This window comes from Duodenibacillus massiliensis, from assembly GCF_900128485.1.
GTDB classification, from domain to species: Bacteria; Pseudomonadota; Gammaproteobacteria; order Burkholderiales; family Burkholderiaceae_F; genus Duodenibacillus; species Duodenibacillus massiliensis.
Genome location: NZ_LT635858.1, coordinates 9,564 through 34,850, shown reverse-complemented (window position 1 = coordinate 34,850; position 25,287 = coordinate 9,564). Strand labels below are relative to the sequence as shown.

Annotated in this window: 25 protein-coding genes and 1 tRNA gene; 19 read left to right on the top strand and 7 right to left on the bottom strand. The window is 57.7% G+C overall.

What is annotated here, in order from left to right:
• Positions 1-4 precede the first annotated feature (4 nt).
• From BQ7486_RS02270 to BQ7486_RS02225, 11 genes are all read left to right on the top strand, one after another.
• Positions 5-2,008, top strand: a complete 2,004-nt coding sequence (locus BQ7486_RS02270) for a ribonuclease catalytic domain-containing protein (protein WP_074008818.1) — start codon at positions 5-7, stop codon at positions 2,006-2,008.
• 99 nt (positions 2,009-2,107) lie between these two features.
• Positions 2,108-2,920 carry a shikimate dehydrogenase gene (gene aroE, locus BQ7486_RS02265; RefSeq protein ID WP_022372535.1) on the top strand — a complete coding sequence of 271 codons (813 nt, stop codon included), beginning with the start codon at positions 2,108-2,110 and terminating at the stop codon, positions 2,918-2,920.
• A gap of 254 nt (positions 2,921-3,174) precedes the next feature.
• Entirely contained in the window at positions 3,175-4,668 is a 1,494-nt protein-coding gene (gene mgtE, locus BQ7486_RS02260) for a magnesium transporter (RefSeq protein ID WP_374048733.1), read from the top strand.
• A 194-nt stretch (positions 4,669-4,862) separates the two neighbouring features.
• The gene (locus tag BQ7486_RS02255) at positions 4,863-5,381 is read left to right on the top strand and encodes a hypothetical protein (RefSeq protein WP_074008817.1); all 519 of its coding nucleotides are present in this window, start codon (positions 4,863-4,865) and stop codon (positions 5,379-5,381) included.
• A gap of 12 nt (positions 5,382-5,393) precedes the next feature.
• Positions 5,394-5,906, top strand: a complete 513-nt coding sequence (locus BQ7486_RS02250) for a hypothetical protein (RefSeq protein WP_074008816.1) — start codon at positions 5,394-5,396, stop codon at positions 5,904-5,906.
• A 367-nt stretch (positions 5,907-6,273) separates the two neighbouring features.
• A complete protein-coding gene (locus BQ7486_RS11570; RefSeq protein ID WP_143183008.1) occupies positions 6,274-6,546 on the top strand; it encodes a hypothetical protein in 273 nt (90 codons plus the stop codon).
• A 502-nt stretch (positions 6,547-7,048) separates the two neighbouring features.
• Positions 7,049-8,395 carry a c-type cytochrome gene (locus BQ7486_RS02245; protein ID WP_074008815.1) on the top strand — a complete coding sequence of 449 codons (1,347 nt, stop codon included), beginning with the start codon at positions 7,049-7,051 and terminating at the stop codon, positions 8,393-8,395.
• Between the two features lie 113 nt (positions 8,396-8,508).
• Positions 8,509-9,639: a hypothetical protein gene (locus tag BQ7486_RS02240; RefSeq protein WP_143183007.1), complete on the top strand. Its 1,131-nt coding sequence runs from the start codon at positions 8,509-8,511 to the stop codon at positions 9,637-9,639.
• Between the two features lie 9 nt (positions 9,640-9,648).
• Positions 9,649-9,987, top strand: a complete 339-nt coding sequence (locus BQ7486_RS02235) for a c-type cytochrome (protein WP_074008813.1) — start codon at positions 9,649-9,651, stop codon at positions 9,985-9,987.
• Entirely contained in the window at positions 9,984-11,354 is a 1,371-nt protein-coding gene (locus tag BQ7486_RS02230) for an NAD(P)/FAD-dependent oxidoreductase (RefSeq protein WP_235836710.1), read from the top strand. The genes BQ7486_RS02235 and BQ7486_RS02230 overlap by 4 nt, the downstream gene beginning before the upstream one ends.
• Before the next feature lie 9 nt (positions 11,355-11,363).
• A complete protein-coding gene (locus BQ7486_RS02225) occupies positions 11,364-12,101 on the top strand; it encodes a c-type cytochrome (protein WP_074008812.1) in 738 nt (245 codons plus the stop codon).
• 250 nt (positions 12,102-12,351) lie between these two features.
• Here the strand turns inward: BQ7486_RS02225 and BQ7486_RS02220 are convergent, their stop codons facing one another.
• Positions 12,352-13,038: a transposase gene (locus BQ7486_RS02220; RefSeq protein ID WP_074008811.1), complete on the bottom strand. Its 687-nt coding sequence runs from the start codon at positions 13,036-13,038 to the stop codon at positions 12,352-12,354.
• Between the two features lie 212 nt (positions 13,039-13,250).
• Positions 13,251-13,544, bottom strand: a complete 294-nt coding sequence (locus tag BQ7486_RS02215; RefSeq protein ID WP_074008810.1) for a KTSC domain-containing protein — start codon at positions 13,542-13,544, stop codon at positions 13,251-13,253.
• A 109-nt stretch (positions 13,545-13,653) separates the two neighbouring features.
• On the opposite strand from BQ7486_RS02215, the gene BQ7486_RS02210 reads away from it, so the two are divergent.
• The 5 genes from BQ7486_RS02210 (at position 13,654) to BQ7486_RS02190 (ending at position 18,132) form a co-directional block, all read left to right on the top strand.
• Positions 13,654-14,004 carry a zinc ribbon domain-containing protein gene (locus BQ7486_RS02210; RefSeq protein ID WP_162272226.1) on the top strand — a complete coding sequence of 117 codons (351 nt, stop codon included), beginning with the start codon at positions 13,654-13,656 and terminating at the stop codon, positions 14,002-14,004.
• Between the two features lie 243 nt (positions 14,005-14,247).
• On the top strand, positions 14,248-14,871 hold the full coding sequence (recR, locus tag BQ7486_RS02205) for a recombination mediator RecR (RefSeq protein WP_022372832.1): 624 nt from the start codon (positions 14,248-14,250) through the stop codon (positions 14,869-14,871).
• Positions 14,872-15,345: 474 nt separating this feature from the next.
• Entirely contained in the window at positions 15,346-16,371 is a 1,026-nt protein-coding gene (locus BQ7486_RS02200; RefSeq protein ID WP_074008808.1) for an ABC transporter substrate-binding protein, read from the top strand.
• Positions 16,372-16,452: 81 nt separating this feature from the next.
• On the top strand, positions 16,453-17,265 hold the full coding sequence (locus tag BQ7486_RS02195) for an ABC transporter ATP-binding protein (RefSeq protein ID WP_022372834.1): 813 nt from the start codon (positions 16,453-16,455) through the stop codon (positions 17,263-17,265).
• Between the two features lie 21 nt (positions 17,266-17,286).
• Positions 17,287-18,132 (top strand): ABC transporter permease, encoded by an 846-nt coding sequence (locus BQ7486_RS02190; protein WP_074008807.1) that lies wholly within the window; start codon positions 17,287-17,289, stop codon positions 18,130-18,132.
• A 97-nt stretch (positions 18,133-18,229) separates the two neighbouring features.
• Here the strand turns inward: BQ7486_RS02190 and BQ7486_RS02185 are convergent, their stop codons facing one another.
• Positions 18,230-19,495, bottom strand: a complete 1,266-nt coding sequence (locus tag BQ7486_RS02185) for an amidohydrolase (protein WP_074008806.1) — start codon at positions 19,493-19,495, stop codon at positions 18,230-18,232.
• Between the two features lie 316 nt (positions 19,496-19,811).
• Between BQ7486_RS02185 and BQ7486_RS02180 the strand changes: the two genes are divergently transcribed.
• Positions 19,812-21,080 (top strand): Zn-dependent hydrolase, encoded by a 1,269-nt coding sequence (locus BQ7486_RS02180; RefSeq protein WP_074008805.1) that lies wholly within the window; start codon positions 19,812-19,814, stop codon positions 21,078-21,080.
• A 14-nt stretch (positions 21,081-21,094) separates the two neighbouring features.
• On the top strand, positions 21,095-21,763 hold the full coding sequence (locus BQ7486_RS02175; RefSeq protein ID WP_074008804.1) for a LuxR C-terminal-related transcriptional regulator: 669 nt from the start codon (positions 21,095-21,097) through the stop codon (positions 21,761-21,763).
• A gap of 4 nt (positions 21,764-21,767) precedes the next feature.
• Here BQ7486_RS02175 and ruvB read toward each other — a convergent pair whose 3' ends face one another.
• Genes ruvB through ruvC form a run of 3 tightly spaced genes read right to left on the bottom strand, consistent with a single transcriptional unit; the run spans position 21,768 to position 24,011 of the window.
• Positions 21,768-22,814 carry a Holliday junction branch migration DNA helicase RuvB gene (gene ruvB / locus BQ7486_RS02170; RefSeq protein WP_204206982.1) on the bottom strand — a complete coding sequence of 349 codons (1,047 nt, stop codon included), beginning with the start codon at positions 22,812-22,814 and terminating at the stop codon, positions 21,768-21,770.
• A gap of 28 nt (positions 22,815-22,842) precedes the next feature.
• Positions 22,843-23,415, bottom strand: coding sequence for a Holliday junction branch migration protein RuvA (gene ruvA / locus BQ7486_RS02165; protein WP_074008803.1), 573 nt, complete (start codon positions 23,413-23,415; stop codon positions 22,843-22,845).
• The gene (ruvC, locus tag BQ7486_RS02160) at positions 23,412-24,011 is read right to left on the bottom strand and encodes a crossover junction endodeoxyribonuclease RuvC (protein ID WP_022372841.1); all 600 of its coding nucleotides are present in this window, start codon (positions 24,009-24,011) and stop codon (positions 23,412-23,414) included. Before ruvC ends, ruvA begins: the two co-directional genes overlap by 4 nt.
• Before the next feature lie 186 nt (positions 24,012-24,197).
• On the opposite strand from ruvC, the gene BQ7486_RS02155 reads away from it, so the two are divergent.
• Positions 24,198-24,272 (top strand) — tRNA-Val (locus tag BQ7486_RS02155).
• A gap of 283 nt (positions 24,273-24,555) precedes the next feature.
• On the opposite strand, the gene BQ7486_RS02150 is transcribed toward BQ7486_RS02155, so the two are convergent.
• Positions 24,556-25,287 (bottom strand): RNA-guided endonuclease InsQ/TnpB family protein (locus tag BQ7486_RS02150; RefSeq protein ID WP_204206979.1); only part of this gene is annotated, 732 nt, incomplete at its 5' end.

The following is a 25,287-nucleotide window of genomic DNA, read 5'->3' as shown; positions in this document are numbered from 1 at the left end:
AGCCATGCAGTTATTTTTTGAAGAAGACGGTGTTTTTAAGGCGGGTAACGTTCTGAAAAAGGACGGTACGGCCTATCAGGCGGAGCTTCCTACGGGGCGGCGCACCAAGGTTAAGGGCGGGCACGTCTTTTTCGAGTTTGACGGGATGAGCGCGGCCGAATTCATGGAAAAAGCACAGGCGACGGCCGCGGAGCTTGATCCGGCCTTCCTGTGGGAGGTTGCGCCCGATGAGGAGTTCGGGTACGAGGCGATTGCCGCCGACTACTTCACGGCCCCCAAACCCTTTGAGCGCGCCGCGGTTTTGCTCGCTCTGCATGGCAACCCCGTCTACTTTTACCGCAAGGGCCGCGGCAACTACCGTAAAGCCCCCGCTGATATTCTCGAGCGGGCGCTGGCAGCCGTCAAAAAGCGCGAGGAAATGGAAAAGCGGCGCGAAGCGATGACGCAGGAACTCGAAGAAGGCAGAGTGCCCGCGGAAATTGCCGCAAATCCCTACGGGCTTCTGATTAAGCCCGATAAAAACAGCATCGAGTGGAAGGCGCTTGCGGAAGCCGCGGACAACGCGCATATGAGCGCGTTAAGGCTGATGCTTAACCTCGGCATCATCCCGAGTCCCTGGCATTGGCTTGTGAAGGGCTTTTACTTTGAATATTTTCCCAAAGGCACCGGTTTTGCCGAAGTGCCGGCGGTGCCTGCAATTCCGGAAGATCTGCCGGTTGCTGAGGTCGAAGCCTTTTCCATCGATGACTCTCAGACCACGGAAATCGATGATGCGGCAAGCGTCACGGACCTGCCCGACGGCAAAAAACGCATCGGCATTCATATCGCGGCACCGGCACTGATCATGCCGCGCGACAGCGCCATTGACCGGCTTGCGAGAAACCGTATGTCCACCGTTTACGGGCCGGGGTTAAAGACCACGATGCTGCCGGAGGCCTGGGTCAAGGCCGCAAGCCTTGATGAGGGGCGGCTTGTGCCCTGCGTGTCGCTTTACGTGACGGTCAGCGACGACGCCAAGGTGATTTACGGTACGGAAACGCGGCTTGAACGCATTGCCGTCAAAACAAATCTGCGCTACGACACCTTTGAGCCCGAGATCACCGATGAGATGATGATCAATCACGCGCTCACGATCCCGCACGCCCGTGCGGTGGAGTTTCTCTGGCACTTTGCCCGCGCGCGGCTCGCCGAGCGTGAGGAGGTGCGCGGCAAGCCCGAAATTCTGGGCCGCATTGAGTGGAGCTTTGTTCTGGACGGTGAAGAGGATAAGGCGCATGTGACGCTCAAACCCCGCAAGCGCGGTGCCCCCATTGACCTTTTGGTTGCCGAACTCATGATCTTTGCCAACTCCACCTGGGGTCTTTGGCTTGAAGAGCACGGCTATGCCGGTATTTACCGCAGTCAGCGCATGGGGCGCGTCAAAATGAGCACCGTTCCGGGGCCGCACGACGGGCTCGGTGTGGTGCGTTATTCCTGGGCAACCTCTCCGCTGCGCCGCTATGTCGACATGGTCAATCAGCGTCAGATTATTGCGGCCGTGCAGGGCGCAGACCCCGTGTATCAGGGTAACGACGCGGACTTTTTTACGATCGTAAGCCGCTTTGAGGGGCTCTACGACGCCTATAACGATTTCCAGAGACGGCTGGAACGCTACTGGGCACTCCGGTGGATCGAGCAGGAAGGGTTAAAGGAAATTACGGCCGCGGTGATCAAGGAAGACCTTGTGCGCGCCGAAGATTTCCCGTTTGTGCAGCGTATTCCGGGGCTGCCTGAACTTGAGCGCGGACGCCGTGTGCGGCTTGCCGTGCTGGGCTTTGACTACATTGAGCTTGTGCTCGAAACCAAACTCATTGAAGTGCTGCCTGAGTCGGCCGGTCTCGGTGACGTTGACGATGAGGAAGACGATGACGCGGCGGCTACGCAGACGGACGTTCCTCAGACTGAGGAAAATGTGACAAAAGACAGCCAAAGTACAGCTGAAATCGGGCAAAATAGTCCTGACAAATAAGGTGTGTCGACACAGTCGGCGCGAACATCTGTTAATAGAAGGCTGAACGCGGAGAACCGCTGCTTTACGAGGATCCGCGGACAGCAAAGGATAGGGCGTATGAACCGCTATTTTGTCGTTGGAAATCCCGTCAGTCATTCGTTGTCGCCTGCCATTCACAAGGCTTTTGCCCAACAGTTCGGCATCGAAATGACGTATGAGGCGCGCGCTTTTGAAGACAACCGTTTCGCCGAAGGCATGGGGGCGTTGTGCCTTAAGGAAAAGCCCGCGGGCATCAACGTGACGGTGCCTTTTAAGCTTGATGCCGCAGACTACTGCGAGGTGCTTTCCGACCGTGCCCGCGCGGCACGCGCCGTCAACACCATCAGCTTTTACGATGACCGCCCTGTGGGTGACAACACCGACGGCGCGGGCTTTGTTGCCGACGTTGAAAAGCGCTGCGGCTTTGCCCTTAAGGGCGCCCGGGTTTTGATTCTCGGCGCCGGCGGCGCTGCCCGCGGTCTGCTTGCCGTGTTAAAGGACAAGGGCTGCGCGTCGCTTTGCGTGGCCAACAGAACGCCTTCGCGCGTTGATGATCTTGTGAAGGAATTCGGCGTGAAGCCCCTTCTTTTCACGGAAACCGCAGCAGGGGGCTTTGACCTCGTGGTGAACTGCACGAGTGCGGGGCTATCTGACGCCGCGCCCGCCGTTCCCAACACGGCCTTTAAAAACTGCGCTTTGGCCTACGACCTCTTTTACGCGGCCGAGCCCACGCCCTTTATGCGTCTTGCGGCTGAGTCCGGTGTGAAGCGCGTCGAGGACGGCCTCGGAATGCTCGTTGAACAGGCTGCGGAATCCTTCCGTGTCTGGCACGGTAAGATGCCTGAAACGAAGGGCGTGTACGAAACGCTCAGAAAGGCGCTGCACGGCTAAGGCCTGAGGCGGTTTTCCGACAAAGAGCCGGTTTCTTTGGAAGCCGGCTTTTTGCTGTCTGTAAACCCCGATATGAGGGGGCATGCGGGAGGAAAAACACACCTCCTCAGCCGCGGTTTTTGTGGTTACAATGCCTGCGGTTTAACCGCGCCGCAACCTTTCGTATCTGCGGCGGGTTTGTCTTGCCGTGCCTCCTTTGTGACGGTGACGCGGCTTCTCCTTTTTTTATTCATCCTCCGGCAGGACGTTTGGCGATGGCAGAAAGCGACTCTGAAAAGATGCGGCTTGCACAGCAGTCCCGCAGTGAGGACGAAGCGCCGGCGCGAGACCCGGATGAAGCAAGCCGGGCTCTGGAGCGGATCTCCCAGATCTTTGACGAGCAGGACGAAAGCGGCGAGAAAGTTCCTGCGTCTGACGTCAGGGGGGACGCGACGCCCCTGGGGGAAACAGCAAAGAAAGCCTTAAAGGAGGTCCTCGCGGACCTGCATCCGGCTGACATCGCCTACGTGCTTGAAGCGCTCCCGCAGGATGACCGCCTCGCCGTCTGGCAGCTGGTTGACGGTGACCGTGAAGGCGATATTCTCGTTGAAGTCAATGACGGCGTGCGCGAGACCCTCATCGAGGCGATGAACCGCGATGAACTCGTTGATGCGGTTGAAACGCTCGATACCGACGAAATCGCCGACCTCGTGGAAGACCTGCCGCCTGACGTTGTCGCGGAAGTGCAGGAAGGGCTCTCGCACGAAGAGCGAGCACAGCTGCGCGCCGCGATGAGTTACCCCGAGGAGAGCGTCGGTGCGCGCATGGACTTTGAGATGCTCTCCATCCGCGAAGAGGTGACGCTTGAGATTGTGCTGCGGTTTCTGCGTCGCTTTGATTCGTTGCCGGACCATACCGACCAGGTCTTTGTGGTTGACCGTCAGGGAAAACTCAAGGGGTCTTTAGCGGTAAGCCAGATTCTTGTGCACGAGCCTGAGGCTTCGGTTTCAAGCCTCATGCGCACCGATATTCTCGCCTTAAACCCTCTGGATGACGCAGGAGACGCCGCACAGGCCTTCGAACGTTATGACCTGGTGAGCGCGCCGGTCGTGGATGAGTCCGGGCGTCTCGTAGGGCGTCTTACCGTGAACGAAGTCGTTGACGTCATCCGTGAAGAAAGCGATGAAGACGCATACGCGGCGGTGGGTCTTGATGATGATCAGGATATTTTCGGCAGTGTCTGGGATGCCGCCAAGAGTCGCTGGGTGTGGTTGGGCGTCAACCTCTGCACGGCCTTTTTCGCGTCCCGCGTGATTACGGCCTTTGACGGCACGATTGAGCGTGTGGTGGCGCTTGCCGCTCTGATGCCGGTTGTGGCCGGTATGGCCGGCAACTCCGGTAACCAGACGCTCACGCTTTTGGTGCGCTCAATGGCAATGGGCCAGGTCACCGACGCCAACCGCTTTGACCTCCTGAAAAAAGAACTTGTTGTGGCGCTCATCAACGGCCTCTTGTGGGGCGCCATCGCAGGACTTTGTGCCTGGGGACTTTACTTCAACAGCTCTCAGGGGATGCTCCTCGGGTTTGTGATGTTCCTTGCGATGCTTTTAAACATCATCGTGGGGGCGGCCGTGGGCCTGGCGGTGCCTCTGATACTGAAAGCCTGCGGGCGGGATCCTGCGATGGGCGGTTCGGTCCTTCTCACATTTACCACCGACTCCGGGGGCTTTCTGATTTTCCTCGGACTCGCCACGGTCTTTTTCCGGTAACCCGGCGCACTGCGGCTAAAAAACGACACGGCAGTGCAAAGATTTGTTGCGCAGTGTTAATGCCTGGGCTTTAACCGTGTCCTCTGCGCGCAAATGCGGTACATTATTTCCAAAACCATGAATCCGGCTGCGAGTTTTACTCCGGCCCGGCCGCTTTGCCTTCAGGGGAGCGGCCCCAAAAAGAGGAAATAAAAATGACAAAGAAACTTCTCTTGCCCGCGATGCTTGCGAGTGCCGCGCTTGCAACGGGTTGTGCTTCGGACGGTTCGCTTTACCGCTCAGACGTTTATACGGCTCCGATGGTCAATCAGGCGCAGGAAGTAAAGACCGTTGAAATCATCGCGGTGGTTCCGGCGCGTGTTGCCGTCACCAACAGCGACAACCGCACGGATGCCCGTAATGTCGGCATGCTTCTCGGGGCGATCGCCGGCGCCGTGATCGCCAATCAGGGCAGCCACTCCACGTCAAATAAGATCGCGGGCGGCCTTGCGGGCGGCGCAATCGGCGGCTTAGCCGGCCAGGCCGCGGGCGGCGGCCGTCAGGAACTCGTCAACGGCGTGCAGATCACCTTCCGTGACGGCAACCGCATGTTTAATTCCGCCCAGGTAGGCCAGGTCTGCGAATTTAAGACCGGGACGGCCATCATGGTGTCGCCCTCGCCCAACGAAACCCGTATTCAGCCCAATAACCCCTACGGCTGTCCGAGAAAGTAACGGTTTGAGGTGATGACGATGAAAGTAATGGTGAAGGTATGCTCGGCCGCGCTCTCCGTTCTGGCGGCCTCAGTGGTGCTTGCACAGACCGCGGGCAGCGTGCCGCCCGACTATGTGCCTTCGGGCATTTCCCCGGTGGACGCGCAGATTCAGGCTGTTAAACAGAACTATCAGGAAGTGCAGGCTGCGGCTCAGGCCGAACTTCAGGCGCGCGCAAAGGCTGCGGCCGCCGCTCAGGCGAAAAAGGATGCCGCGGCGCGTGCTGCCGCGAAGGAACGTGTCCGTAAGGCCGCGAAGGCTGAAAAGCGAGCCGATGAAAAGGCGGCGCTTGAGATGGAGCTTTTGCGCCTTGACGTGGAGAAAAAGCGTGCCGCAGTGGGCGCTGACGCAGCGATCAACAATGAAACCGCCAAGCGTGCCAAGGATTTTGTGGACACAAAGATTGATGCCGAGCGCGCCATGGTGGAGCGCATCCGCGCGAAAAACCAGGCGATTAAGGAAGGTCGGGAGGCTGACGTGAAATAACGTCAGTTGCACTCAAAGCGCGTAAAGCCGCTTTTCCCGACGGTGACTCAAAGAGCCGGACGGGGAAAGTGTTGGAGGACGGGGTGGCTTTTACACAAATGCGCGCGAAAATGATTCTTCGGGCATATGTGTGGGTAGTTAGTCCCCCGATTATGGGCAACGAGAGCCTGTTAACAAATACGGAGAGAGCCCCCGGTACTCGCTACGCTGCATACCTGCGCGATTACCGGGGGCTCTCTCCGTAACGGCCGCCGAATAGGCAGGGCGAGCAGCACGACTGCCGGCCTTTCTTCAGATTTCATTAACAAAAAAGCCATTCACAGTCTTTAAAGTTGTGGCTGTCGACACTCACAAAATAAGGACCGGAATGGCTCGGGACACCACTTTATTCAAGCATCTTCTCAATGTCAAAGGCACCGTCGTCGAGGACATCGAATTCTTCCACGAAACTGACGGTACAAAATCTGCAGTGGTCCAGGTTCACGCCACCCGGGGATACCGTTGCCGGTGCCGGTTTCGTAATGTTGAAAATCTCAAGGCAATGGTGCTTTTATGCTGCTCAAATTTGGTGATCCCTTTGCCAAACCATGCTGTCTCCGGAAAGCCCGCTAAACAACAGCCTTCCGGTGTGGTTGCTTGATTTTTTTACCCATAACTATGCACGAAGAGCCAGAATTTTCTCGATTTTTGATCTTGCACCAGCCTGCCTTTTTGAAAAATCAAGCTGGTGCAAAAGGCAGGCTAAAGCTTCAATAGGGAAATCTTATATCCCTTTGTTTTTTCGATATCCAAAAGGATTGGACGACTACGTCTTTAGGAGCAATTTGTTGTTCAGGCTCGTCTACAAACAGCTAAAACAGACAGCGGTGCAGGCGAAGACAATTAGGATTAGACGACTACGTCTTTAGGAGCAATTTGTTGTTCAGACTCGTCTACAAACAGCTAAAACAGACAGCGGTGCAGGCGAAGACAATTATTTGAAAGAAGACCGGCTGATGTAGGCTAAATGACGTGCATACGGATAAACCCGAAATGCATTCGAAGATCGCTTGATGGAAAAATTAGGAGTTGCTCTCATTCGCGATAAGTTTGGAATGAGCGCGACCTTAAAAGTCTTTCAAACGTTTCTTCAGGAGCAATATATGCTCGGACTCTATCCGACCTGGTTTGAACCGGGTGTCGGAAGCGGCTGGATCATCGGCATCATTGCCACGATTCACGTTCTCTTCTCTCACGCCTCAGTTGGCGGCGGCATCTTGTTTGCGTGGCTGGCCAATTATGCCGTTCGCAAGGACCGGCCCGTTTATCTCAGCTTCATTCGCCGCTACGGTCTCTTTCTTCTCATCTTCAGCTACGTGCTGGGTTCCATCACGGGTCCCGGCATTTGGTTTGCCGCAACGGTTGCGAGCCCGCGCGGCATTTCCGCTCTCATTCACAGCTTCGTCTGGCTCTGGGCGAGCGAATGGGTGTTCTTCCTCATTGAGGTCGTCGGCGTCTATCTGCTTGTCTATCTGGCCGGCCGCGTAGATCCGAAGACCCATACGCGGATTGCGACGATCTTCGGGCTCTCGTCCGTCGCAACGCTGCTTGTGATTGCGGGCATTCTCTCCTTCATGCTGTGGCCGGGTCAGGCCGACTGGCATCAGACGGGCGGCGTGCTCAATGCCTTCTTCGGCGAAAACACCTTTGCTCAGGTGGCCGCGCGCTTCATGTTCATGCTCACCATCACCGGCGTCGTCGGCGGCATGGTGGCCGGGCGCATCCGCGATGCGGACGATCGCAGGGCGATCGTGCGCATTCTTTCAGCTGCCGGCCTCATCGGCACGTTCTTCGGCTGTCTAGCCTTCAACTGGTATCTGTCCACGATTCCGGCCGAGGCGCATGATTTGGCGGCCACGCGCCTGCCCGAGCAGTTCGGCCTCATGATGGCGGCTTCGGTGGCCGTCTCCGCCGCGTACTTCATCATCACCGCCTGGAAGCCCGCGGTTCTGCGTCCGTGGCTGGCCGGCGTCATGACGATCGTCATTCTCGTCCTCGGTCTTGCGCCTGAGGAGACGGCTCGCGAAATCATCCGCAAGCCGTGGGTGGCCGGCCAGTATGTCTACGGCAATCAGATCATCGGTCGCGATGTTCCGGCTCTTGGCATCAAAAGCGAACTGCCGCGCATGGCGGAGAAGGGCATTCTCGCTCAGCATCCGTTCGTACCGGAAAGCCTTCGCAGGGTGACGCCTGAAAACGAGGTCGCAGCCGGCCGCGTGCTTGCGCTCACGCTTTGCAGCAACTGTCATTCGCTCACCTCCACGGGCATTCGGCCGCTTGAGCGCTTCTTCCCGTCCGATGCAGACCGGCGCTTCATCGCCGACTATCTGGGCGCAGGCCTGCATCGCGGCCACACGGTCTACATGCCCGCGGTTCCGCTCCCCGAAGCGGAGCGTGAAGCCATGGCCGCCTACATCGAAACTCTTGTCAAGAAAGGAGACGCCAAATGAATGAATCCCTTTTTCTGGCGCTGATGGATCCTGCGGGAGCGCCGGCTCATCCGCTCGTCTTCCTCGTGCTCGGCGTCGTAACGTTCGCGCTTCACATGACGGCAGTCAATGTGATGCTTGGCACGCTAGGCCTTGCCGCTGTGGGAAGCTTCTCTTCGAATCCGTACTGGCAGCGACTTTCCGGCGCGCTGGGCACGACCGCCAAGGCTGCCGTCGCGGTCGCCATCGTGCTGGGCGTCGCGCCGCTTCTCTTCGTTCAGGTCATCTACGATCCGTTCTGGTACACATCGAACGTGATTTCGGCCTGGTGGCTTCTCGGCTTCCTTGCCGTTCTCACGGTCGCCTATCTGGCGCTCTACCGCTGGTACGGTCTGAATCATTCATATGCGGACGACGGCACGCCGTCGAGCCGTCCGGGCGCACCGCGCGGCGGCTTCTGGCTGGCCGGCTCGCTCCTTCTGATGATCGTCTGCGGCGCCATCATGCACGCGGTCGTCAATCAGTCGCTTCAGCCCGCGGAATGGATGAACTGGTACGCTCCCGGCGGCACGATCGTGCCCTACGGCCGGGAACTTCACAGCCTCACGATCGGACGTCTGGCGTTCTTCCTGTTGCTGAGCCTTCCCGTCACGGCCGCCTGGCTCTTCGGCATGCGCCGCTATCTCCTCTCTTCGGGCGAGACGGACTACGGCTACGTCGACTTCATCGAAGGCCTTGCACACGCCATGGCCAAGGCAGGCGCCGTGCTCGTCCTCGCTGCCGGCGCGCTTTGGATGGCGGCGCTTCCTGAAAACATGGAATGGTTCCGCACGTCCGTCTGGATGTGGATTGCGCTGGTCCCGATCGCGTACTTCGGCGCCATGAGCTTCATTCAGAAAAAGCGCAAGCTTTGCATTTTCTGCAACTACATGGCATTCGGCATGACGATCATCATGACGATTGTGCTCGCCGCCGTTCGCGAAGTGCTCCGCTTCGTCACGCTGCTTGACGCCGCCGGCTGGAATGCGCTCGACTACAAGATCACGATGGACTGGCCGAGCACCGCCATCTTCTTCGTGACCTTCCTCGTCCTGGGCGGCCTCAACCTTTCGTACCTTCTGACACTGGCTTGGAAGAGCGGTCAGACGAAGGATCTCTACACGCCTTCCTCCGGACTCACCCGCGTAGGCACCCTCGCCATTGCGTCCCATATCTGCTGGGTCGCCGGCTACTTCATCATCGGCTGGATCGTGATCAACGGATAAGGAGACAACATGAACATCAGGCAAATCATTGCAGCGGCGGGCGCATCCTTCTTCTGCGCAGCATCCGGGAGTGCTCTCGGCGGCGACGCTTCTTCGTCCGAACCCAGGGCCGACTCTCTGGCGCATACGTGCGCCGCGTGCCATGGGACCTTCGGAGAAGTTAAGGGTGAAAACTTTGTGCCGCTGGCCGGCATGCCGCCCGCCGAATTCATTATCTCGATGAAGGATTTCAAGAATCTCAAGCGGCCGTCTTCCATCATGAGCCACATTGCTCAGGGCTACGGCGACGATGAAATCGAACGCATGGCCGACTTCTTTGCGAACATCAAGACGGGAGAGCAGAAATGAGAAATGCAGTCATGCTTCACCGCCGCCGCCTTCTGACGGCCATGGCCCTTGCCGCCGCGGGCACTTCCGCCGGCACTTCCTGGGCGAGGATGGCAGCCGAATCGCTCGCACCTGCGGCCGGCGCAAAAATCGTCATCGTCGGCGCAGGCGTCGGCGGCGCTACCGCGGCCAAATACCTCAAGATCTTCAACCCGAAGATCCACGTTACGCTGATCGACCGGAATCCGAACTTCGTGCGCCATTACGGCTCGTCTGAACTTCTGACGGGCGCCGTGACAATGGAGGATCTCACGGTCTCATACGACGCGCTTCACGAGCGCTACGGCGTCAAGGTCGTTCGCGACACGATCATCGGTCTTGATGCCGACAGAAAGACCGTGATCGGCAAAACAAGCCGTTATGCCTACGACAAGCTCATCGTTTCGCCGGGCATCGAGCTTCTCTACGATGCTCTGCCGGGCTACAGCGCGGATCTGGCGGCCTCCCGAATCCCGAGCGGCTGGATCGCAGGTCCTCAGACGCAGCTCCTTGCCAATCAGCTTCAGTCGATGCGCAGCGGCGGCACGTTCCTCATCGTTGCGCCGCCCAATCCGTACCGCTGTCCGCCCGGTCCGTACGAACGCGCCGCGCTCGTGACCGAATGGTGCGCAAAGCACAATCCGACCGCAAGGGTCATCATCACCGATCCGAAGAACAGCTTCGTGACGGATGAAACGATGATCCTCGGCTGGAACCGCCTCTACGGGTTCCCGATCCCGGCCGATTATTCGGCGAAGCTTTCCAACTACGCAAAGCCCGCACGCGACGACTGCCGGCTTGCGTGGATTCAGGCGCACGACGGCGGCAAGCCTCTGGAACTCGATGCAGCCGGCATGACGGTACGGACCGAAGCGGGCATGATCAAGGCGGACGTGATCAACATCATTCCGCCGATGCGTGCGGCAAACATTGCGCTTGAGATGGATCTAGCCGACAAGACGGGCTTCTGCCCGGTCGATCGCCGGACCTTTGAGAGCTCGATCATTCCCGATGTCTACGTGCTCGGGGATGCGTCCATCGCGGATGCCATGCCGAAGTCGGGCTTTTCAGCCAATACGCAGGCGAAGACGACGGCCCGCGCCATCGTCGAGGAGCTCGCGGGCCGGCCGATTCCCGAGCCCGCCTGGTCGAACACCTGCTATGCGCTTGCAGGCGAGGACTACGGTCTTTTCGTGGCCGACGTCTTCCGAATCGTCAACGGCAAAATCGCCCGAGTCAATACGCGAGCCCGCTATCAGTTCCTGACGGCGAGCCCGCAGGAGCAGGCCGTTGCCGCACATTACCTGCACAGCTGGATGAACACCATTACGGCCGACAGCTTCGGCTAAGGATACAAGATGAAAGCAGTAAAACTCTGCATGTTGATGATGGCGGCTTTGCCTGTGATGGCGGTCGCTTCGCCGGCCGCAAATCCGGACGCTCCTGCGCTCACGCCCGAGGCGTTCGATGCTGTCGTCGCCTCGCTTCCGGAACCCAATCCGCTCGGCGGCTTTGCCGTGCACAGCAAGCAGTTCTGCGGGAGCTGCCACGGACCGAACGGCATTTCTCAGACTTCCGCGTGGCCGCATGTCGCCGGACAGCCCTTCGAGGTCACCGCCAAGGCGCTTCTGGATTATCGCGACGGACGCCGCTCGGGCGGCGAACGCGCCAAACTGATGGTCGCGGCCGTTAAAACAATGACCGATCAGCAGATCGCTGACGTCGCCGCCATGTACGCCATGCTTCCCGGCCCCGACGGAACGAAGCTTGAGGTCGGCAAGAAGAACATGGCCGACACTTCAGGCATCGATGTTTCCGGGCTTGTCCGAAAGGGAGATCCCAAGCGTGCGATCACGCCGTGTGCGGCTTGTCACGGTACGACGGGGAAAGGAAGGGCCACCGGAAGCGTGCCCGTCATTCACGGCCAAAACCCGGCCTATCTTGCGGGCCAGCTCAGAGACTACCGCGACGGAAGACGCACGAACGACATCCTGAAGGAAATGCGCTTCTTCGTGCAGAAGCTCACCGATGACGAGATTAACGCGCTTGCCGTCTACTACGCCTCTCAGGCCGGACGTCCCGGCTCAAAGCCGTAAGGAGCGTTGAGCCATAGTTGAGGCATAAGGAAAGAGCCGCCCGGCCGCTTGTCGCAGCCGGACGGCTCAGTACCTCTTGGCTAGCCTGAATTTTGCAGCAGCTTGATTTTTCAGAAAGGCAGGCTGGTGCAAGATCAAAAATCGAGAAAATTCTGGGGGCATCATGGCAAAAATTCACGCGGAGCCCGATTTTGGGTGCAATACCCCCAACCCCCGATGGCACGCTCTGTGAGTCGGGGACGCTCAGGCGTCAGAGTATCGGTATCTTGAAAAGCGCTCCCAGCTCTCGGGCTCCCGGCAAAACAGAGGGCAGCGTCAGTCGAACGGTGTTTATCGTTGAGCTCCATTTAGCAGTCACCAGGATGACAGTGGCTCTGAGCCGGGCAATGGAAACGCGTACAGCTTTTTTCGCGCTTTCCTTCACAACACCAAAGAGATAGTGCCGGGCCAACTTGAGCACCAGCAATGTCACCATGCCCAATATCATGCGGTAGCCGTTGGTGCAGAAGCGCGTTGAACTTGCTCTGCCGCCAAAGCAATCTGTTTTAAATTCTGCGATATTGAGTTCGCAGTCAGCCGCCCGACCGCAGTAAAGGTCTTCATACAGCTTGGCTGCGCCGTACTCGGAATACTTTCCGTACCAGCCGTCTTCCCCCTTTTTGACATGTTTGATGTTGGTCTGAATCAGGCGCAGATCCATTTGGTTGGTACGAGCGTCATGCTGTCGTCGGGCGATGAGCCGACGTTCCTGCTTCCAGGACTTAGCTTTGTAATTGACGAGTTCGCCGATGGTGCGGTGAGCCATGCCGGTCGTGGTGTAGCGTTTCACCATCTTGCGGCGGGGATTCTTCAGACCGTTTTCTTTTACCATTCTTTGGGTTTTCGGATTCGGCGAAAACCCAATGACATAACCGACCGATGAGGATTTCCGGTACATCCGCTGGTTTAAAGAAAAACAGGGTAAAAAAGTGGTAGGAGCTTTTGTCTTTTATTGCAGCCAACAGGTCCGCGACTTTGGGGACGGCTGTAGCGCTGTTTCGATGGCGGCTTTTTGGAATTAAGCCGCATTTCTGTTGTCTTGATGCAGAAAAACCGGAAGGTGCTTTTGGACATCTTCCGGTTGCAGACTGAACGGGAGGTTTGGTCGGTTTACGCGTCTCCAAAGAGCCGCTTTAATTCTTCGGGGACACCTTTTTTGCGGGGCGCCGGAGAAGCACTGCGGGCTTCTTTGGAATTGACTTCGTGCGCCGGGTACTCGCCGTCAATTTCATCGGCAAAGTAAGAGGCCGGAGCGGCCGAGGTTAAAAACCGGTCTGCAACTTCCTGGCCCACATCCTCATAGCGCATGATGCGGTGCGTATCGAACTCAATGTCAAGCTGACGCTTTTCGGGGTCGTAGCCCGCGGAAAGAATGCCGCCGCGGCGAATCGGTCTTCTCTGCATGGAGAAACTCCTTCAAATGCGCTGACAATGGTCTCATTATCCGCCATTTGCCTGCAGAAGTCTTTTTCTGCCGGGGGCTGAAGACGAGGCCGTGGCGGAATCGGTCTCAGTGTCTGACGCCGTACTTTTGTTCGAATTCCCGATAGGCATTCAACCCGATAAAGCGGTTGAATTCGGCAAAAGCATCAGAAGCCGACTGCACCGCTGCCGACTGCACCGCTGGTCTTTCCGTGAGTTGCAGGAGATGATTGTTTACAAAGCGGCAGCCGCTGGAATCCGGTGTGTTTTCCTGGATCCGTGCTATACAAGCCAGACATGCTCACAGTGCGGGGCACCGGGCAAACGCCATAAACACGGGTTCCGCAGCAGCCAATGTGGTCACCTTGCGCACAGCAACTTGAATGCGAGCCGCAACCTGCAGGGTCTGTGCCGACAGCTGTCAGCACAGGGGCTGATGTAAACCAGCCTTATGTTGGGCCGTGGGATGCGGTCACAATAAAGCCCCGTCTTCAGACGGGGTGTTGTTTACTTGTCTGGTCTCCCTGCGGCCCGCCTTTTATATATTGATAGTGGTAAGGCTTTACGAGAGGAGCGGCAGGCAGTGTTCTGAATGTGACGGGTCTTTGTGGTATTGCCTCCGGGACTGAGCTTTCTTTCTACGCATTACAATCGGCGGCAGCCAACTTCAATGCCAGGGTGACACATGCCGTTAAATACCGATGAGCGGCTCTCGCATCTCACGGATCTTTTTGCCGATCTGCCGGGGCTCGGGCCCAAATCCGCCGCGCGTCTCGTGGATGATCTTCTTGACCGCAGGCGTGCGCTCGGCATGGATCTGGCGCGCACCTTGGCTGAAGCCATTGAGAAGGTGCACCGTTGTCCGCAGTGCAATACGCTCACGACGGAACCGCTTTGCGCCATCTGCCGGCAGCCCGACCGCGACCGCTCGGTCATTTGTGTGGTGGAAACGCCGGCGGATCAGAATGCTGTTGAAGACAGTGTCTCCTACCGCGGCCGCTACTTCGTACTTATGGGGCGCGTCAATCCCTTGGACGGAATCGGTCCAAAGGAGCTCGGCGTGGATAAGCTCATTGAAGAGGCTTCAGATCCTGAGGTTAAGGAGGTCGTGATTGCTACAAGCTACACGCCCGAAGGGGAGGCCACCGCGCACATGGTGGCAGCTGCGCTCAAACGCCATATTCCTGAACTTCGTGTGACGCGTCTGGCTCGGGGGCTGCCTGCCGGCGTTGAGGTGGAATATACGGATGCGGCGAGTATTGCGGCAGCAGTGGTTGACCGCAAGGTGATGCCGGGACGGCGAGGTTAGTTTTCCGCTGCGGCGCGGTTGTCGTCCTGCATTTTTGCCTTCCTGCGGGATTTGTCTAAGGATAATGTCTCAGAAGCGCAAAAAATTTTTGACAACCTTTTTTGAGCGCGCTATCTTGCACGCATTGAAAGGCGGCTGGAGCCTTTCGGTATTAAAGGAAACACAGTTTTTACCATGCAGACCACCGCACAGACATATGCAATGAAGCGTAGCGCAAGCGCCGCTTTACTGCGTCTGCTATCCCTACCGCTAAAGCGGGCGGGGGATAAGCGCCTGTGCGTCGGTGACTGACATTGACATCCCCCGCATTGCGGTTCTGCCTTCAAGCAGACACGACAGTCGGGGGAAAGTTTTTATCCGGCTGCAGTGGCGGTAAAAAGGCAAAGCACGAAGAGCCGCAGACAATTACAGAGTTTGTTCAGACGCACATGTGAAGTTTCACCTGTGCGTTTTTTAGTTTTTGGAGAAAATCAAATGAGCTTTACCCGCCGTCAGATTCTTTCCGCCGCAGCCGCCGCTGCCTTTACGATGAGTGCTCCTGCGGTCTTTGCCGCAGACCGCCGTGTGCGCATTGCCGTGGGCGGTAAGGCCCTGTACTACTACCTCCCGATTTCGATTGCCGAGCGCCTCGGGTACTTCAAGGACGAAGGGCTTGATGTGCAGATCATCGACTTTCAGGGGGGCTCCAGGTCCCTGCAGGCTGTTGTGGGCGGTTCGGCCGACATCGTTTCGGGCGCCTTTGAGCACACGATTTCCATGCAGACGCGCGGCCAGGCGATGCAGTCCTTTGTGCTGCAGGGCAGAGCCCCGCAGGTTGTCTTTGCCGTGAGCAACAAGACGATGCCCGACTACAAGTCGCTCACCGATCTTCGCGGAAAGAAGATCGGCGTGACGGCGCCGGGGTCAAGCTCTCAGGTGCTTGCAAACTTCGTGCTCGGTCAGGCAGGTGTGAAACCCTCTGAAGTCTCCTTTATCGGCGTGGGCGCTTCTTCGGCCGCAGTTGCCGCCATGCGCTCCGGCCAGATCGATGCCTTCACAAACCTTGACCCGGTGATTGCAACGCTCGAACGCGACAACCTCATCCGTATCGTCGCAGACACCCGTAAGGTCGATGAAAGCGACAAGATTTTCGGCGGCCCCATGGTTGCCGGGTGCCTCTACGCCCCGACGCGCTACATCACGAAAAACCCCGAAATCATTCAGGGCCTTACCAATGCCGTGGTGCGTGCGGACAAGTGGCTTGCCAAAGCGACCGCCGAAGAACTCACGGCGACAGTGCCTGAAAGCTACTTCCTCGGTAACAAAGCCATTTACATTGACGGGTTCCTCAAAAACCGCCCGGCACTCTCCAAGGACGGGATCGTCCCCGATGGCGCTCCGGCGATTTCTCTGAAGGCTCTGCAAAGCGTCAATCCGAAGATGGCGGGCTTTAAGGTGGACTTGGATGCCGTCTACACCAATAAGTTTGCAATTGAAGCCAATAAGCGCTATCCGGCCTGATTTTTAAAACTGCAGGATGCGCCTCGGACATAAAAACGCATCCCGCCGCACTGCATTTCATAAGATCAAACAAAAAAGAAAATGACAACACCGGCCATTGAACTCAGTGACATCGCCTGTACGTTTGTGAGCAACGACAGCGGAAAACTCACGCAGTACACCGCTGTAAAGGGCGTCAACCTCACAATCGGCGAAGGGGAATTTGTGAGCGTCGTGGGCCCCACGGGCTGCGGCAAATCCACGCTCTTAAATATGAGCGCGGGACTTTTGCAGCCGAGCTGCGGGACCGTGAAGATTTTCGGCAAACCCCTTGAGGGGCTTAACAAACGCGCGGGCTATATGTTTCAGGCCGACAGCCTCATGCCCTGGATGAGCGCTTTGGATAACGTCGCCGCCGGACTTATTTTCCGCGGTGAGCCCCGGGAAAAGGCGCATGATCAGGCGCGGGAGTGGCTTAAGCGCGTGGGCCTTGCCGGTTTTGAGGAAAGTTACCCCCACCATCTCTCCGGCGGCATGCGTAAGCGTGTGGCGATGGCGCAGACCCTCATCATGGATCCGGACATCATTTTGATGGACGAGTCGTTTTCGGCTCTCGATATTCAGACGCGGCAGCTGATGGAAAACGAGCTTCTGACGCTTTGGAGCGCCAAGCGTAAGGCCGTGCTCTTTATTACGCACGACCTTGATGAAGCGATTTCGATGAGCGACCGGGTGATCGTGATGAGTGCGGGGCCGGGCAGTCACCCCATCGGCGAGTTCGTGATCGACCTTCCGAGACCGCGCGACGTGGCCGAAGTCCGCGTGACGCCGCGCTTTATTGAACTGCATACCGCAATCTGGTCGGTTCTGCGTGAAGAAGTGCTGCGCGGCTACAAGCGGCAGCTTCAGGGTTAAGAGAAAAGGGAGAAAAAGAAAATGGATGCCGTTATGCACGTCGCACGCCGCACGCTCAAACTGCGCGCCTGGCAGTTTTCGCTTCTGGCCGTTATTTTCATCGTCTGGTGGGCGCTCACGAAACCGGGCCTTATTCCGCCCTTTGTGTTTGACAACGACACGCAGGCTGCCTTCTTTTTCGGTGAGCCCCTGGTTATTTTCACGCGCATCTGGGACTGGTTTGTCGCCAACGCCGATATTTATCCCCATCTGCAGGTAACGCTCATTGAAACGCTGCTTGCCTTTGTGATCGGAACCGTGACCGGGGGCGGTGTGGGGATGTGGCTTGCTTTGTCGCCTTTTGCCGCAGCCGTCGCTGATCCCTTCATCAAGGGGTTAAATTCCATGCCCCGCGTGATTCTTGCGCCGATTTTTGCCGTGTGGTTCGGCCTCGGAATCTCGAGCAAAGTGGCGCTCGGCGTGACGCTTGTCTTTTTTATCGTCTTTTTTAACGTCTATCAGGGTGTGAGGGAGGTGAATCCCAACGTGCTCGCGTCGGCGCGGATGCTCGGAGCCGACCGCTCGCAGCTCATGCGTTACGTGTATCTGCCCTCTGCCATGAGCTGGGTCTTTTCTTCGCTTCACACCTCAGTGGGCATGGCCTTTGTGGGTGCCGTAATCGGCGAGTACCTGGGGTCAAGTGAAGGTGTGGGTTACCTGATTCTTCAGGCCGAAGGTGTCTTTGACATCAACACGGTGATGGCGGGTATTCTGGTGCTCACGGTCTTTGCGCTGATTCTGGACTGGATCGTGGGCATCATTGAGCGCCGCGCGATGCTCTGGCAGCCTAAGACCGGCTCGTCCACGACGGTAAAGGGCAGTATCTGAGGAACAGAAAAAGTCCTGCCTTACGGTTGAAAGGCAGGACGTGAGAGACGGCGGCCCGGGGGATTTTCAGAAACCTCCCGGGCTTTTTCGTGCCTTGTTACTTAAGGATCTTCGGCAGCACATGCGTCCAGAGGTCAAACGCAGGAGCCATATCCTTTTCCTGGATATCAAAGAGCGCACTGTGGTGTCCGCTCGGACGATCCGAACCCCAGACGAAGAAGGCCGCCTTGCCGCCGTGAGCCTGCACACGGCGTGCAAGAATCGTGGCGTCTTCAGAGCCGCCGAAGTTCAGGGGCTTATCAAGAACCTTCAGACCCACTTCGCGGCCGGATTCGTTGAGGATGTCAATCAATTCCTGGTCGGCGGTGAGGTCAACGGCTTCACCCATCTTGCGCATGTCGTAGGTGACCGAGAATCCCTTGGCGATGCCTTCGACGATGTTTGTGACCTGTTCGCTCATGTAGTTGTTGATTTCCATCGTTTCGCCGCGCACTTCAAGCTTCATGACGGCCTTGGAGGGGATCACGTTGCGGCCTTCGCCGGCAACGAGCTGACCGATGTTGATGCGGGTCATGCCGCCGCCGTGGCGGGAAATGCCCAGCATCTGAACGGTGGCGTTGGCGGCAGCGGCAAGCGCGTTGCGGCCTTCCTGGGGGCTCACGCCCGCGTGGGAGGCGCGGCCGTTAAAGGTGACGTCGTACTTCGTGGTGCACAGAAACCCGTAGAGGTTCGTGGCGAGTTCACCCGACTTCGCAAGCATTGCAACGTGCGAGGAGAGGAAGTAGTCGCAGTCGTCCAAAATGCCGCTTGCGGCCATGCCGGCGGCGCCCCTCACGCCTTCTTCAGCAGGCTGGAAGAGAATCTTCACTTTGCCGCTGAGCTTATCCTTGTTGTCCATGAGCCAGTGGCAGACCGCAAGGCCCATCGACATGTGCGCGTCATGACCGCAGGCGTGCATGAAGCCCGGGTTTTTGGAAGCAAAGCCGCAGTGTGTGGGAACGTGCTTGTCGTCCGTGCTTTCCGTCACAGGGATGCAGTCAATGTCAAAGCGCAGCGCAAGCGTGGGGCCGGGGCGGCCCGTGTCCAAAACGGCCACGCACCCGGTGAGTTCCTGCATTTCCGCAAGAAGCTCTTCACTGACGCCGTTTTTGCGGGCACGTTCAATACCGGCCTTCACAACCGACATTTCACGCCCCAAGCAGGCATCCGGATCAATGATGTTGCGGCCCAGAAGCACTTGGTAGCCGTAGCTGCGCAGGGTCTTCACCAAAAAGGCCGTCGTGGTGAATTCTGACCAACCCTCTTCGGGGTTCTGGTGCAGCTGGCGGCGGATACTGATCAGTTGATCGTGATAAATGCTCATGAGAACTTCTCCTAGTGATAACAGGAATGCGGTGACATCTGCTGACGACGGTTGAGCTTTTCAATAAAGCCCTTGGGGAGGCGCCTGCAGTACCGCCTGACTCAAACTATTTTAGAACTCGGCTAATGCGCCGGACGCAGAGAGATTTCTCTTAAGTGTTAGTTCTGCGGGGATGCACCGACTTGAGTCAAACTTGTGTCAGAAATATCGGGTGTACGCGCATGCAAAAGGTGAATAATGCTTTCAAATTAGAAAAAACACCCCCTAAATGGGTATATCTTTCGAAAAAGTTTTGTCTTTTGCATAAGAGTAAACAATGATGCTGACCGTTGATACTGAGGGGTTGGAGTTCTGCTCCAAAATTTTTGACGATGTGCGGGCCATGAGTAAGGACGGCCCCGGCGTAACCCGTCAGGGGTATGGTCCGGTGGAAACCAAAACGCTTGACTATCTCACTGCGATCGGCCGTGACCTCGGTCTGGAAATTAAGAAAGATCCGGCCGGCAACGTCTGGATGACGCTCCCGGGAAAAGACAGAACGCTCCCTGCCTTTGTTTCGGGCAGCCACGCCGACAGCGTCCCCGAGGGCGGCAACTACGACGGTCTTGCCGGCATCACCGCAGCGCTTTACACGGCGCGCGCCATGAAAAAGGCGGGCTTTACCCCTAAGCGCGACTTCACGGTTCTGATGATGCGTTGTGAGGAATCAAGTTTTTACGGTAAGTCCTACATCGGGTCGCTTGCCTTTACCGGTAAGCTCACGCCGGACGTGACGGCGCTCACCGACCGTACCAAGGAAAAAACGCTTGGGGAGCACATGCGTGAATGCGGGTTTGATCCGGAGAAACTCACGACCGGAAAACCCCTGATGGACTTAAAGAAAATCGCGGCTTTTGTGGAACTTCACATCGAGCAGGGGCCGACGCTGACGAGTTCCGAGACGGTGCGAACCGGTATTGTCACCGGTATCCGCGGCAACATCCGCCATAAACAGGTGAAAATCATCGGTGAAACGGCTCACTCCGGGGCAGTTGACAAGCCCTACCGGCACGATGCGGTTTTGGCGTGCGCGGACTTTCTTTCCCGCATGGATAAGGCATGGGATGAATTTTTGGCCGCAGGCGACGATCTCGTCTTTACGGTGGGCGTTTTAAAGACAGCGCCCACGGCCGCGATCTCTGTGATTCCCGGTGAAGTGACCTTTACCGTGGATATGCGCAGCCTCAAACTCGAAACCGTGGAGAAGTTCCACGCAAAGCTTCTTGAAACGGCGCAGGCTGTGAGCAAAGCGCGCGGTGTGAAGTTTGAGTTTGATAAGAAACTCATTACGGACCCCGCTTCGGTCAATCCGGAACTGATGCAGCGGCTTGAGGCAACCGCAAAGACGATCGGGTTGCCCGTGCGGCTTATCGCAAGCGGCGCAGGGCACGATGCAGCGGTGATTGGTGCCGCAGGCGTGCCGGTTGCGATGATTTTCGTTGCCAATCAAAACGGCTCACACAACCCGCACGAAGCCATGAAGCTTGATGACTTCATGCTCGGGGCAGAGCTTTTGAAAGCGGCCGTCACGGGCTACGACGCGTAAGAGGACAGTGGCTTATGACAACCCGGTCAGAAGCCGCCCTTGAGACGGGCTCTCAGGCGCTTATCTACGATCTGTGTCCGCTTTTTCGCGAGGCACTCGCGGACGTCGTGCGCACCATGCCTGCCTTCAGAGGCTGCGTGACGGTGAGCACGGCCCAGGAGGTGCTCCCGGTTCTTGACGAAAAAGGCGTTGATTTTGCCTTGATTGATCTCGATGCCGGGGCGGGCGGCCTGGAACTTTTGCAACGGATTAAAGCAACGCGCCCCGAGTGCCGCTGCGTGATGATGATTGCCGACGGCAGTCAGCCTGAACTCATGGCCGCAATCCGCCTGCAGGCTGACGGCTTTCTCACCAAGCGCCTCACGGCGCAGGAGTTTGTCCGTGAACTGCAGGCGATTTTGTCCGGGGAAATGGTGATCAGCGATACGCTCACAAGTGCCCTGGCGCTTTCTCTGAGAAACGTCCCTTACATGGATGAAAACCGCGATATCTCCACGCTGTCGCCGAGGGAACTCGAGGTTTTGAAATGCATCGCGAGCGGCATGAGCAACCGCCTGATTTCCGAGCGTCTTGCGATCTCTGACGGTACCGTCAAAGTGCACGTGAAGCACCTTCTGAAAAAACTCAAATTCACCACCCGCGTTGAGGCCGCGCTCTGGGCAAGCGAGCACGGCCACAGGTAAGGCCTCAGACGAGGTCGCCGAAAAGGTCGGCCGCCGCGGGGTGCGTGGACGGCGCCGCAAGACCGAAATGGCGGTAGGCAAGTGCCGTTGCCATGCGGCCTCGGACGGTTCGCTGCACCAGACCCTGCTGAATGAGGTAGGGCTCCACCACGTCTTCAAGGGTTTCACGGTCTTCCCCGACGGCACTGGCAAGGTTGTCGATGCCGACCGGGCCCCCCGCAAACTTTTCAATGATGGCGAGCATAAAGCGCCGGTCGATCGTATCGAGTCCGATGGGATCGACGTCGAGCATTTTGAGTGCTGCGGAGGCCACTTCCTGCGTGATTTTGCCGTCGTGCCTTACCTGCGCGTAGTCGCGCACGCGCCGCAGCAACCGGTTGGCGATGCGGGGCGTGCCGCGGGAGCGGCAGGCAATTTCGGCTGCCCCTTCCGGCGTAATCGGAACGTTAAGTAGCCCTGAGCTTCGCTCCACGATTTTCTGCAGATCAGTTGCGTCGTAAAACTGCAGCTGACTCACGATCCCGAAGCGGGCGCGCAGAGGATTGGTGAGGGCGCCCGCGCGCGTCGTGGCGCCGATTAAGGTAAAGGGCGGCAGGTCAAGCTTGATGGAGCGCGCGGCCGGCCCCTCTCCGATCATGATGTCGATCTGAAAGTCTTCCAGCGCCGGATACAGAATTTCTTCCACCACAGGGCTTAACCGGTGGATTTCATCGATAAAAAGGACGTCGTTTTTCTCAAGGTTTGTGAGAATCGCGGCGAGGTCTCCGGGTCGCTCCAGAACGGGCCCTGATGTCTGCCTCAGGTTCACGCCCATTTCGTTGGCAACGATGTGCGCAAGCGTCGTTTTCCCGAGCCCGGGCGGTCCGAACACGAGGAGGTGGTCCAGGGGCTCATGACGCTTTTTCGCGGCAGCAATGAAAATCTGCAGCTGATCGCAGACGGTTTTTTGGCCCACGTAGTCTTTTAAAAGCGTCGGGCGCAGCGCGCGGTCAATGTTGTCCTCGTTGGGACTGGCGCTGTCGGCGGACACCACGCGTTCGATCGTATCCATGGTCTGCATCGGGGTTCTGAGAGACTAACTATTTTGCCATGCCGCGAAGCGCCTCGCGGATGCCGTCGGAAACAGAGATGTCCTCGGGCAGCTTTCGTGCGGCCGCGGTGGCTTCGCGCTCGGAGTAGCCCAAAGCCACAAGCGCCGAAACAATGTCGGCTTTGCTGCCCGCGGCAGGCGTCAGTGCTCCGCCGAAGTCGGCGCCGAGCTTACCTTTGAGTTCCAGCACAAGGCGCTCGGCGGTCTTTTTACCGATACCGGGGATGCGCGTGAGCATGGCGCTGTCCTGCGCGGTCAAGGCCTGGGTAAGCGCCTCCACTGAAAGCCCTGAGAGTACCGAGAGGGCCGTTCTCGGGCCGATGCCGGAAACCTTGATGAGTTCCCGGAAGGCGCTGCGCTCAGCAGCGGTAAGAAACCCGTAGAGAAGCTGGGCGTCTTCGCGCACGATAAAGTGCGTGAGAAGCACCGTTTCCGCGCCCACCTCAGGGAGGTTGTAAAAGGTTGACATCGGCACGGCGATTTCGTAGCCCACGCCGTGCACATCCACCAGAATCATCGGCGGGTTCTTTTCCAGAAGCCGTCCGGCAATACGTCCGATCATTTGCTTTCCTTATTTCTGTTTTGCGCGAGCTGCGTCCAGGCGCTTCTGCGGCTTGAAGCCGTCTTAAGGCTGCGGGTTCCGGTTCTTGCCTGCAGTTTCCCGAGCTTGGTCACGTCGGCAAGCCTTAGGGTGTGAGCGCAGGTGACGGCGCACGCAAGGGCATCGGCGGCATCGGCCTGCAGCGGCCCCCGGATACCGAGAATTTCGCCCATCATCATCTGAACCTGTTCCTTCGTGGCGCGGCCCGTTCCCACCGCGGACTGCTTGATTTCTGAGGGCGTAAATTCGTGCACCCTGAGGTTATGAACGGCGGCACACGTGAGCGCCGCGCCTCTGGCCTGTCCGAGAAGCAGTGTGGAGCGGGGGTTGATGTTTACAAAGACAATTTCCGCTGCCGCGACCGTGGGTTTTGTTTCTTCAATAATCTGCGAGAGACTGCGGTAAATGGTGCCGAGCCGCTCGCTTAAGTCGCCCGCGGGGATGCGGATGCAGCCCGCCGTCACCACGGTGAGCTTGCCCCCGACGGCGTCAATGACGCCGAAGCCCGTGCGGTTTAATCCCGGGTCAATGCCAAGAATGCGGGTTGTTTCAGACACGGTGCTTTCGGGACAAAAAATGAAAGAATACGCGATTTTACGCGAGATGCCGTGGGTGCGAATGCTTTGAGAGGGAAGCTCTTTGGGGAGCCTTACCGGTGTTGAGCGGCAAAAATTTCTGCGCGCAAGTCTTTACAAGACGGAAAAACTCAGTACAATGCGCAGTCTTGATTCGTTTGGATCAATGCGCGGTTAGCTCAGTGGTAGAGCATCGCCTTCACACGGCGGGGGTCACTGGTTCGAAACCAGTATCGCGCACCATACAATTTCTCTTTCCGGTACTTGTGAAAGTACTGTGCTGAGCCGCCAGGTCTGATGACTTTGAGCGGTTTTTGTTTGTCCGGCGTATCTGAACGCCGTCCGTTTTTTCCCCGATGATATTTGAACACAGCTGGCTCCCGAAGTTTGGGGAGGGCTTCAGCGGGAATGCGCCAATATCTGCTGCGTAACCGACAGCTTTAAAACCGTCGATTTGTAAACAATCCCCCGTCTGAAGACGGGGGCTTTATTGTAACCGCATCACACGGCCCAACATAAGGCTGGTTTACATCAGCCCCTGTGCTGACAGCTGTCGGCACAGACCCTGCAGGTTGCGGCTCGCATTCAAGTCGCTATGCGCAAGGTGACCACATTGGCTGCATCGGAACCCGTGCTTATGGCGTTTGCCCGGTGCCCCGCACTGTGAGCATGTCTGGCTTGTATAGCGCGGATCCAGGAAAACACACCGGATTCCAGCGGCTGCCGCTTTGTAAACAATCATCTCCTGCAACTCACGGAAAGACCAGCGGTGCAGTCGGCTTCTGATGCGTTTCCCGGCCTTGATGTGATCCCGGATATGCGTCAGGTCTTCCAGGGCGATTAACTTGATACCCCGCTTTGCGGCTTCCTGCACAATCTCTTTGCTTACAACGTTATTGACATGCGTCACATGGCGTCTTTCTCGGCCTGAGGCTTTTTTCAGGTGCTGTCTGGCACTCTGAGAGCCGTTGCGCTGAAGACGCTTTCTCTGACTCATATATCGGTCTCTTTTATCCTTTAATGCTCCTGCTTTCCAAATACGGCCCGTGCTGACGGCCGCAATATTGTTCTCGCCGACATCAATACCCATGATCTCGTCGGCTTTCAGATTCTTTAAATGCTCTTCGCCCGAACAACCTTGGGACTCCACAGCGATGTGAAGCTCCCAAAACGCTTCTTTCCGGCCTCTCCGGGGATGCAGAACAAGGTTGCACTCCTTACGCTTTCCCGAAGCCAGCAACTCTTTTTGAAAAGGGCC

Bases quoted from the DNA above. Each gene is read 5' to 3' on its own strand.
- BQ7486_RS02270 (WP_074008818.1), top strand. From the start codon at position 5: ATGCAGTTATTTTTTGAAGAAGACGGTGTTTTTAAGGCGGGTAACGTT.
- aroE (WP_022372535.1), top strand. From the start codon at position 2,108: ATGAACCGCTATTTTGTCGTTGGAAATCCCGTCAGTCATTCGTTGTCG.
- mgtE (WP_374048733.1), top strand. From the start codon at position 3,175: ATGGCAGAAAGCGACTCTGAAAAGATGCGGCTTGCACAGCAGTCCCGC.
- BQ7486_RS02255 (WP_074008817.1), top strand. From the start codon at position 4,863: ATGACAAAGAAACTTCTCTTGCCCGCGATGCTTGCGAGTGCCGCGCTT.
- BQ7486_RS02250 (WP_074008816.1), top strand. From the start codon at position 5,394: ATGACGATGAAAGTAATGGTGAAGGTATGCTCGGCCGCGCTCTCCGTT.
- BQ7486_RS11570 (WP_143183008.1), top strand. From the start codon at position 6,274: ATGGCTCGGGACACCACTTTATTCAAGCATCTTCTCAATGTCAAAGGC.
- BQ7486_RS02245 (WP_074008815.1), top strand. From the start codon at position 7,049: ATGCTCGGACTCTATCCGACCTGGTTTGAACCGGGTGTCGGAAGCGGC.
- BQ7486_RS02240 (WP_143183007.1), top strand. From the start codon at position 8,509: ATGCTTGGCACGCTAGGCCTTGCCGCTGTGGGAAGCTTCTCTTCGAAT.
- BQ7486_RS02235 (WP_074008813.1), top strand. From the start codon at position 9,649: ATGAACATCAGGCAAATCATTGCAGCGGCGGGCGCATCCTTCTTCTGC.
- BQ7486_RS02230 (WP_235836710.1), top strand. From the start codon at position 9,984: ATGAGAAATGCAGTCATGCTTCACCGCCGCCGCCTTCTGACGGCCATG.
- BQ7486_RS02225 (WP_074008812.1), top strand. From the start codon at position 11,364: ATGAAAGCAGTAAAACTCTGCATGTTGATGATGGCGGCTTTGCCTGTG.
- BQ7486_RS02220 (WP_074008811.1), bottom strand. From the start codon at position 13,038: ATGTACCGGAAATCCTCATCGGTCGGTTATGTCATTGGGTTTTCGCCG.
- BQ7486_RS02215 (WP_074008810.1), bottom strand. From the start codon at position 13,544: ATGCAGAGAAGACCGATTCGCCGCGGCGGCATTCTTTCCGCGGGCTAC.
- recR (WP_022372832.1), top strand. From the start codon at position 14,248: ATGCCGTTAAATACCGATGAGCGGCTCTCGCATCTCACGGATCTTTTT.
- BQ7486_RS02200 (WP_074008808.1), top strand. From the start codon at position 15,346: ATGAGCTTTACCCGCCGTCAGATTCTTTCCGCCGCAGCCGCCGCTGCC.
- BQ7486_RS02195 (WP_022372834.1), top strand. From the start codon at position 16,453: ATGACAACACCGGCCATTGAACTCAGTGACATCGCCTGTACGTTTGTG.
- BQ7486_RS02190 (WP_074008807.1), top strand. From the start codon at position 17,287: ATGGATGCCGTTATGCACGTCGCACGCCGCACGCTCAAACTGCGCGCC.
- BQ7486_RS02185 (WP_074008806.1), bottom strand. From the start codon at position 19,495: ATGAGCATTTATCACGATCAACTGATCAGTATCCGCCGCCAGCTGCAC.
- BQ7486_RS02180 (WP_074008805.1), top strand. From the start codon at position 19,812: ATGATGCTGACCGTTGATACTGAGGGGTTGGAGTTCTGCTCCAAAATT.
- BQ7486_RS02175 (WP_074008804.1), top strand. From the start codon at position 21,095: ATGACAACCCGGTCAGAAGCCGCCCTTGAGACGGGCTCTCAGGCGCTT.
- ruvB (WP_204206982.1), bottom strand. From the start codon at position 22,814: ATGGATACGATCGAACGCGTGGTGTCCGCCGACAGCGCCAGTCCCAAC.
- ruvA (WP_074008803.1), bottom strand. From the start codon at position 23,415: ATGATCGGACGTATTGCCGGACGGCTTCTGGAAAAGAACCCGCCGATG.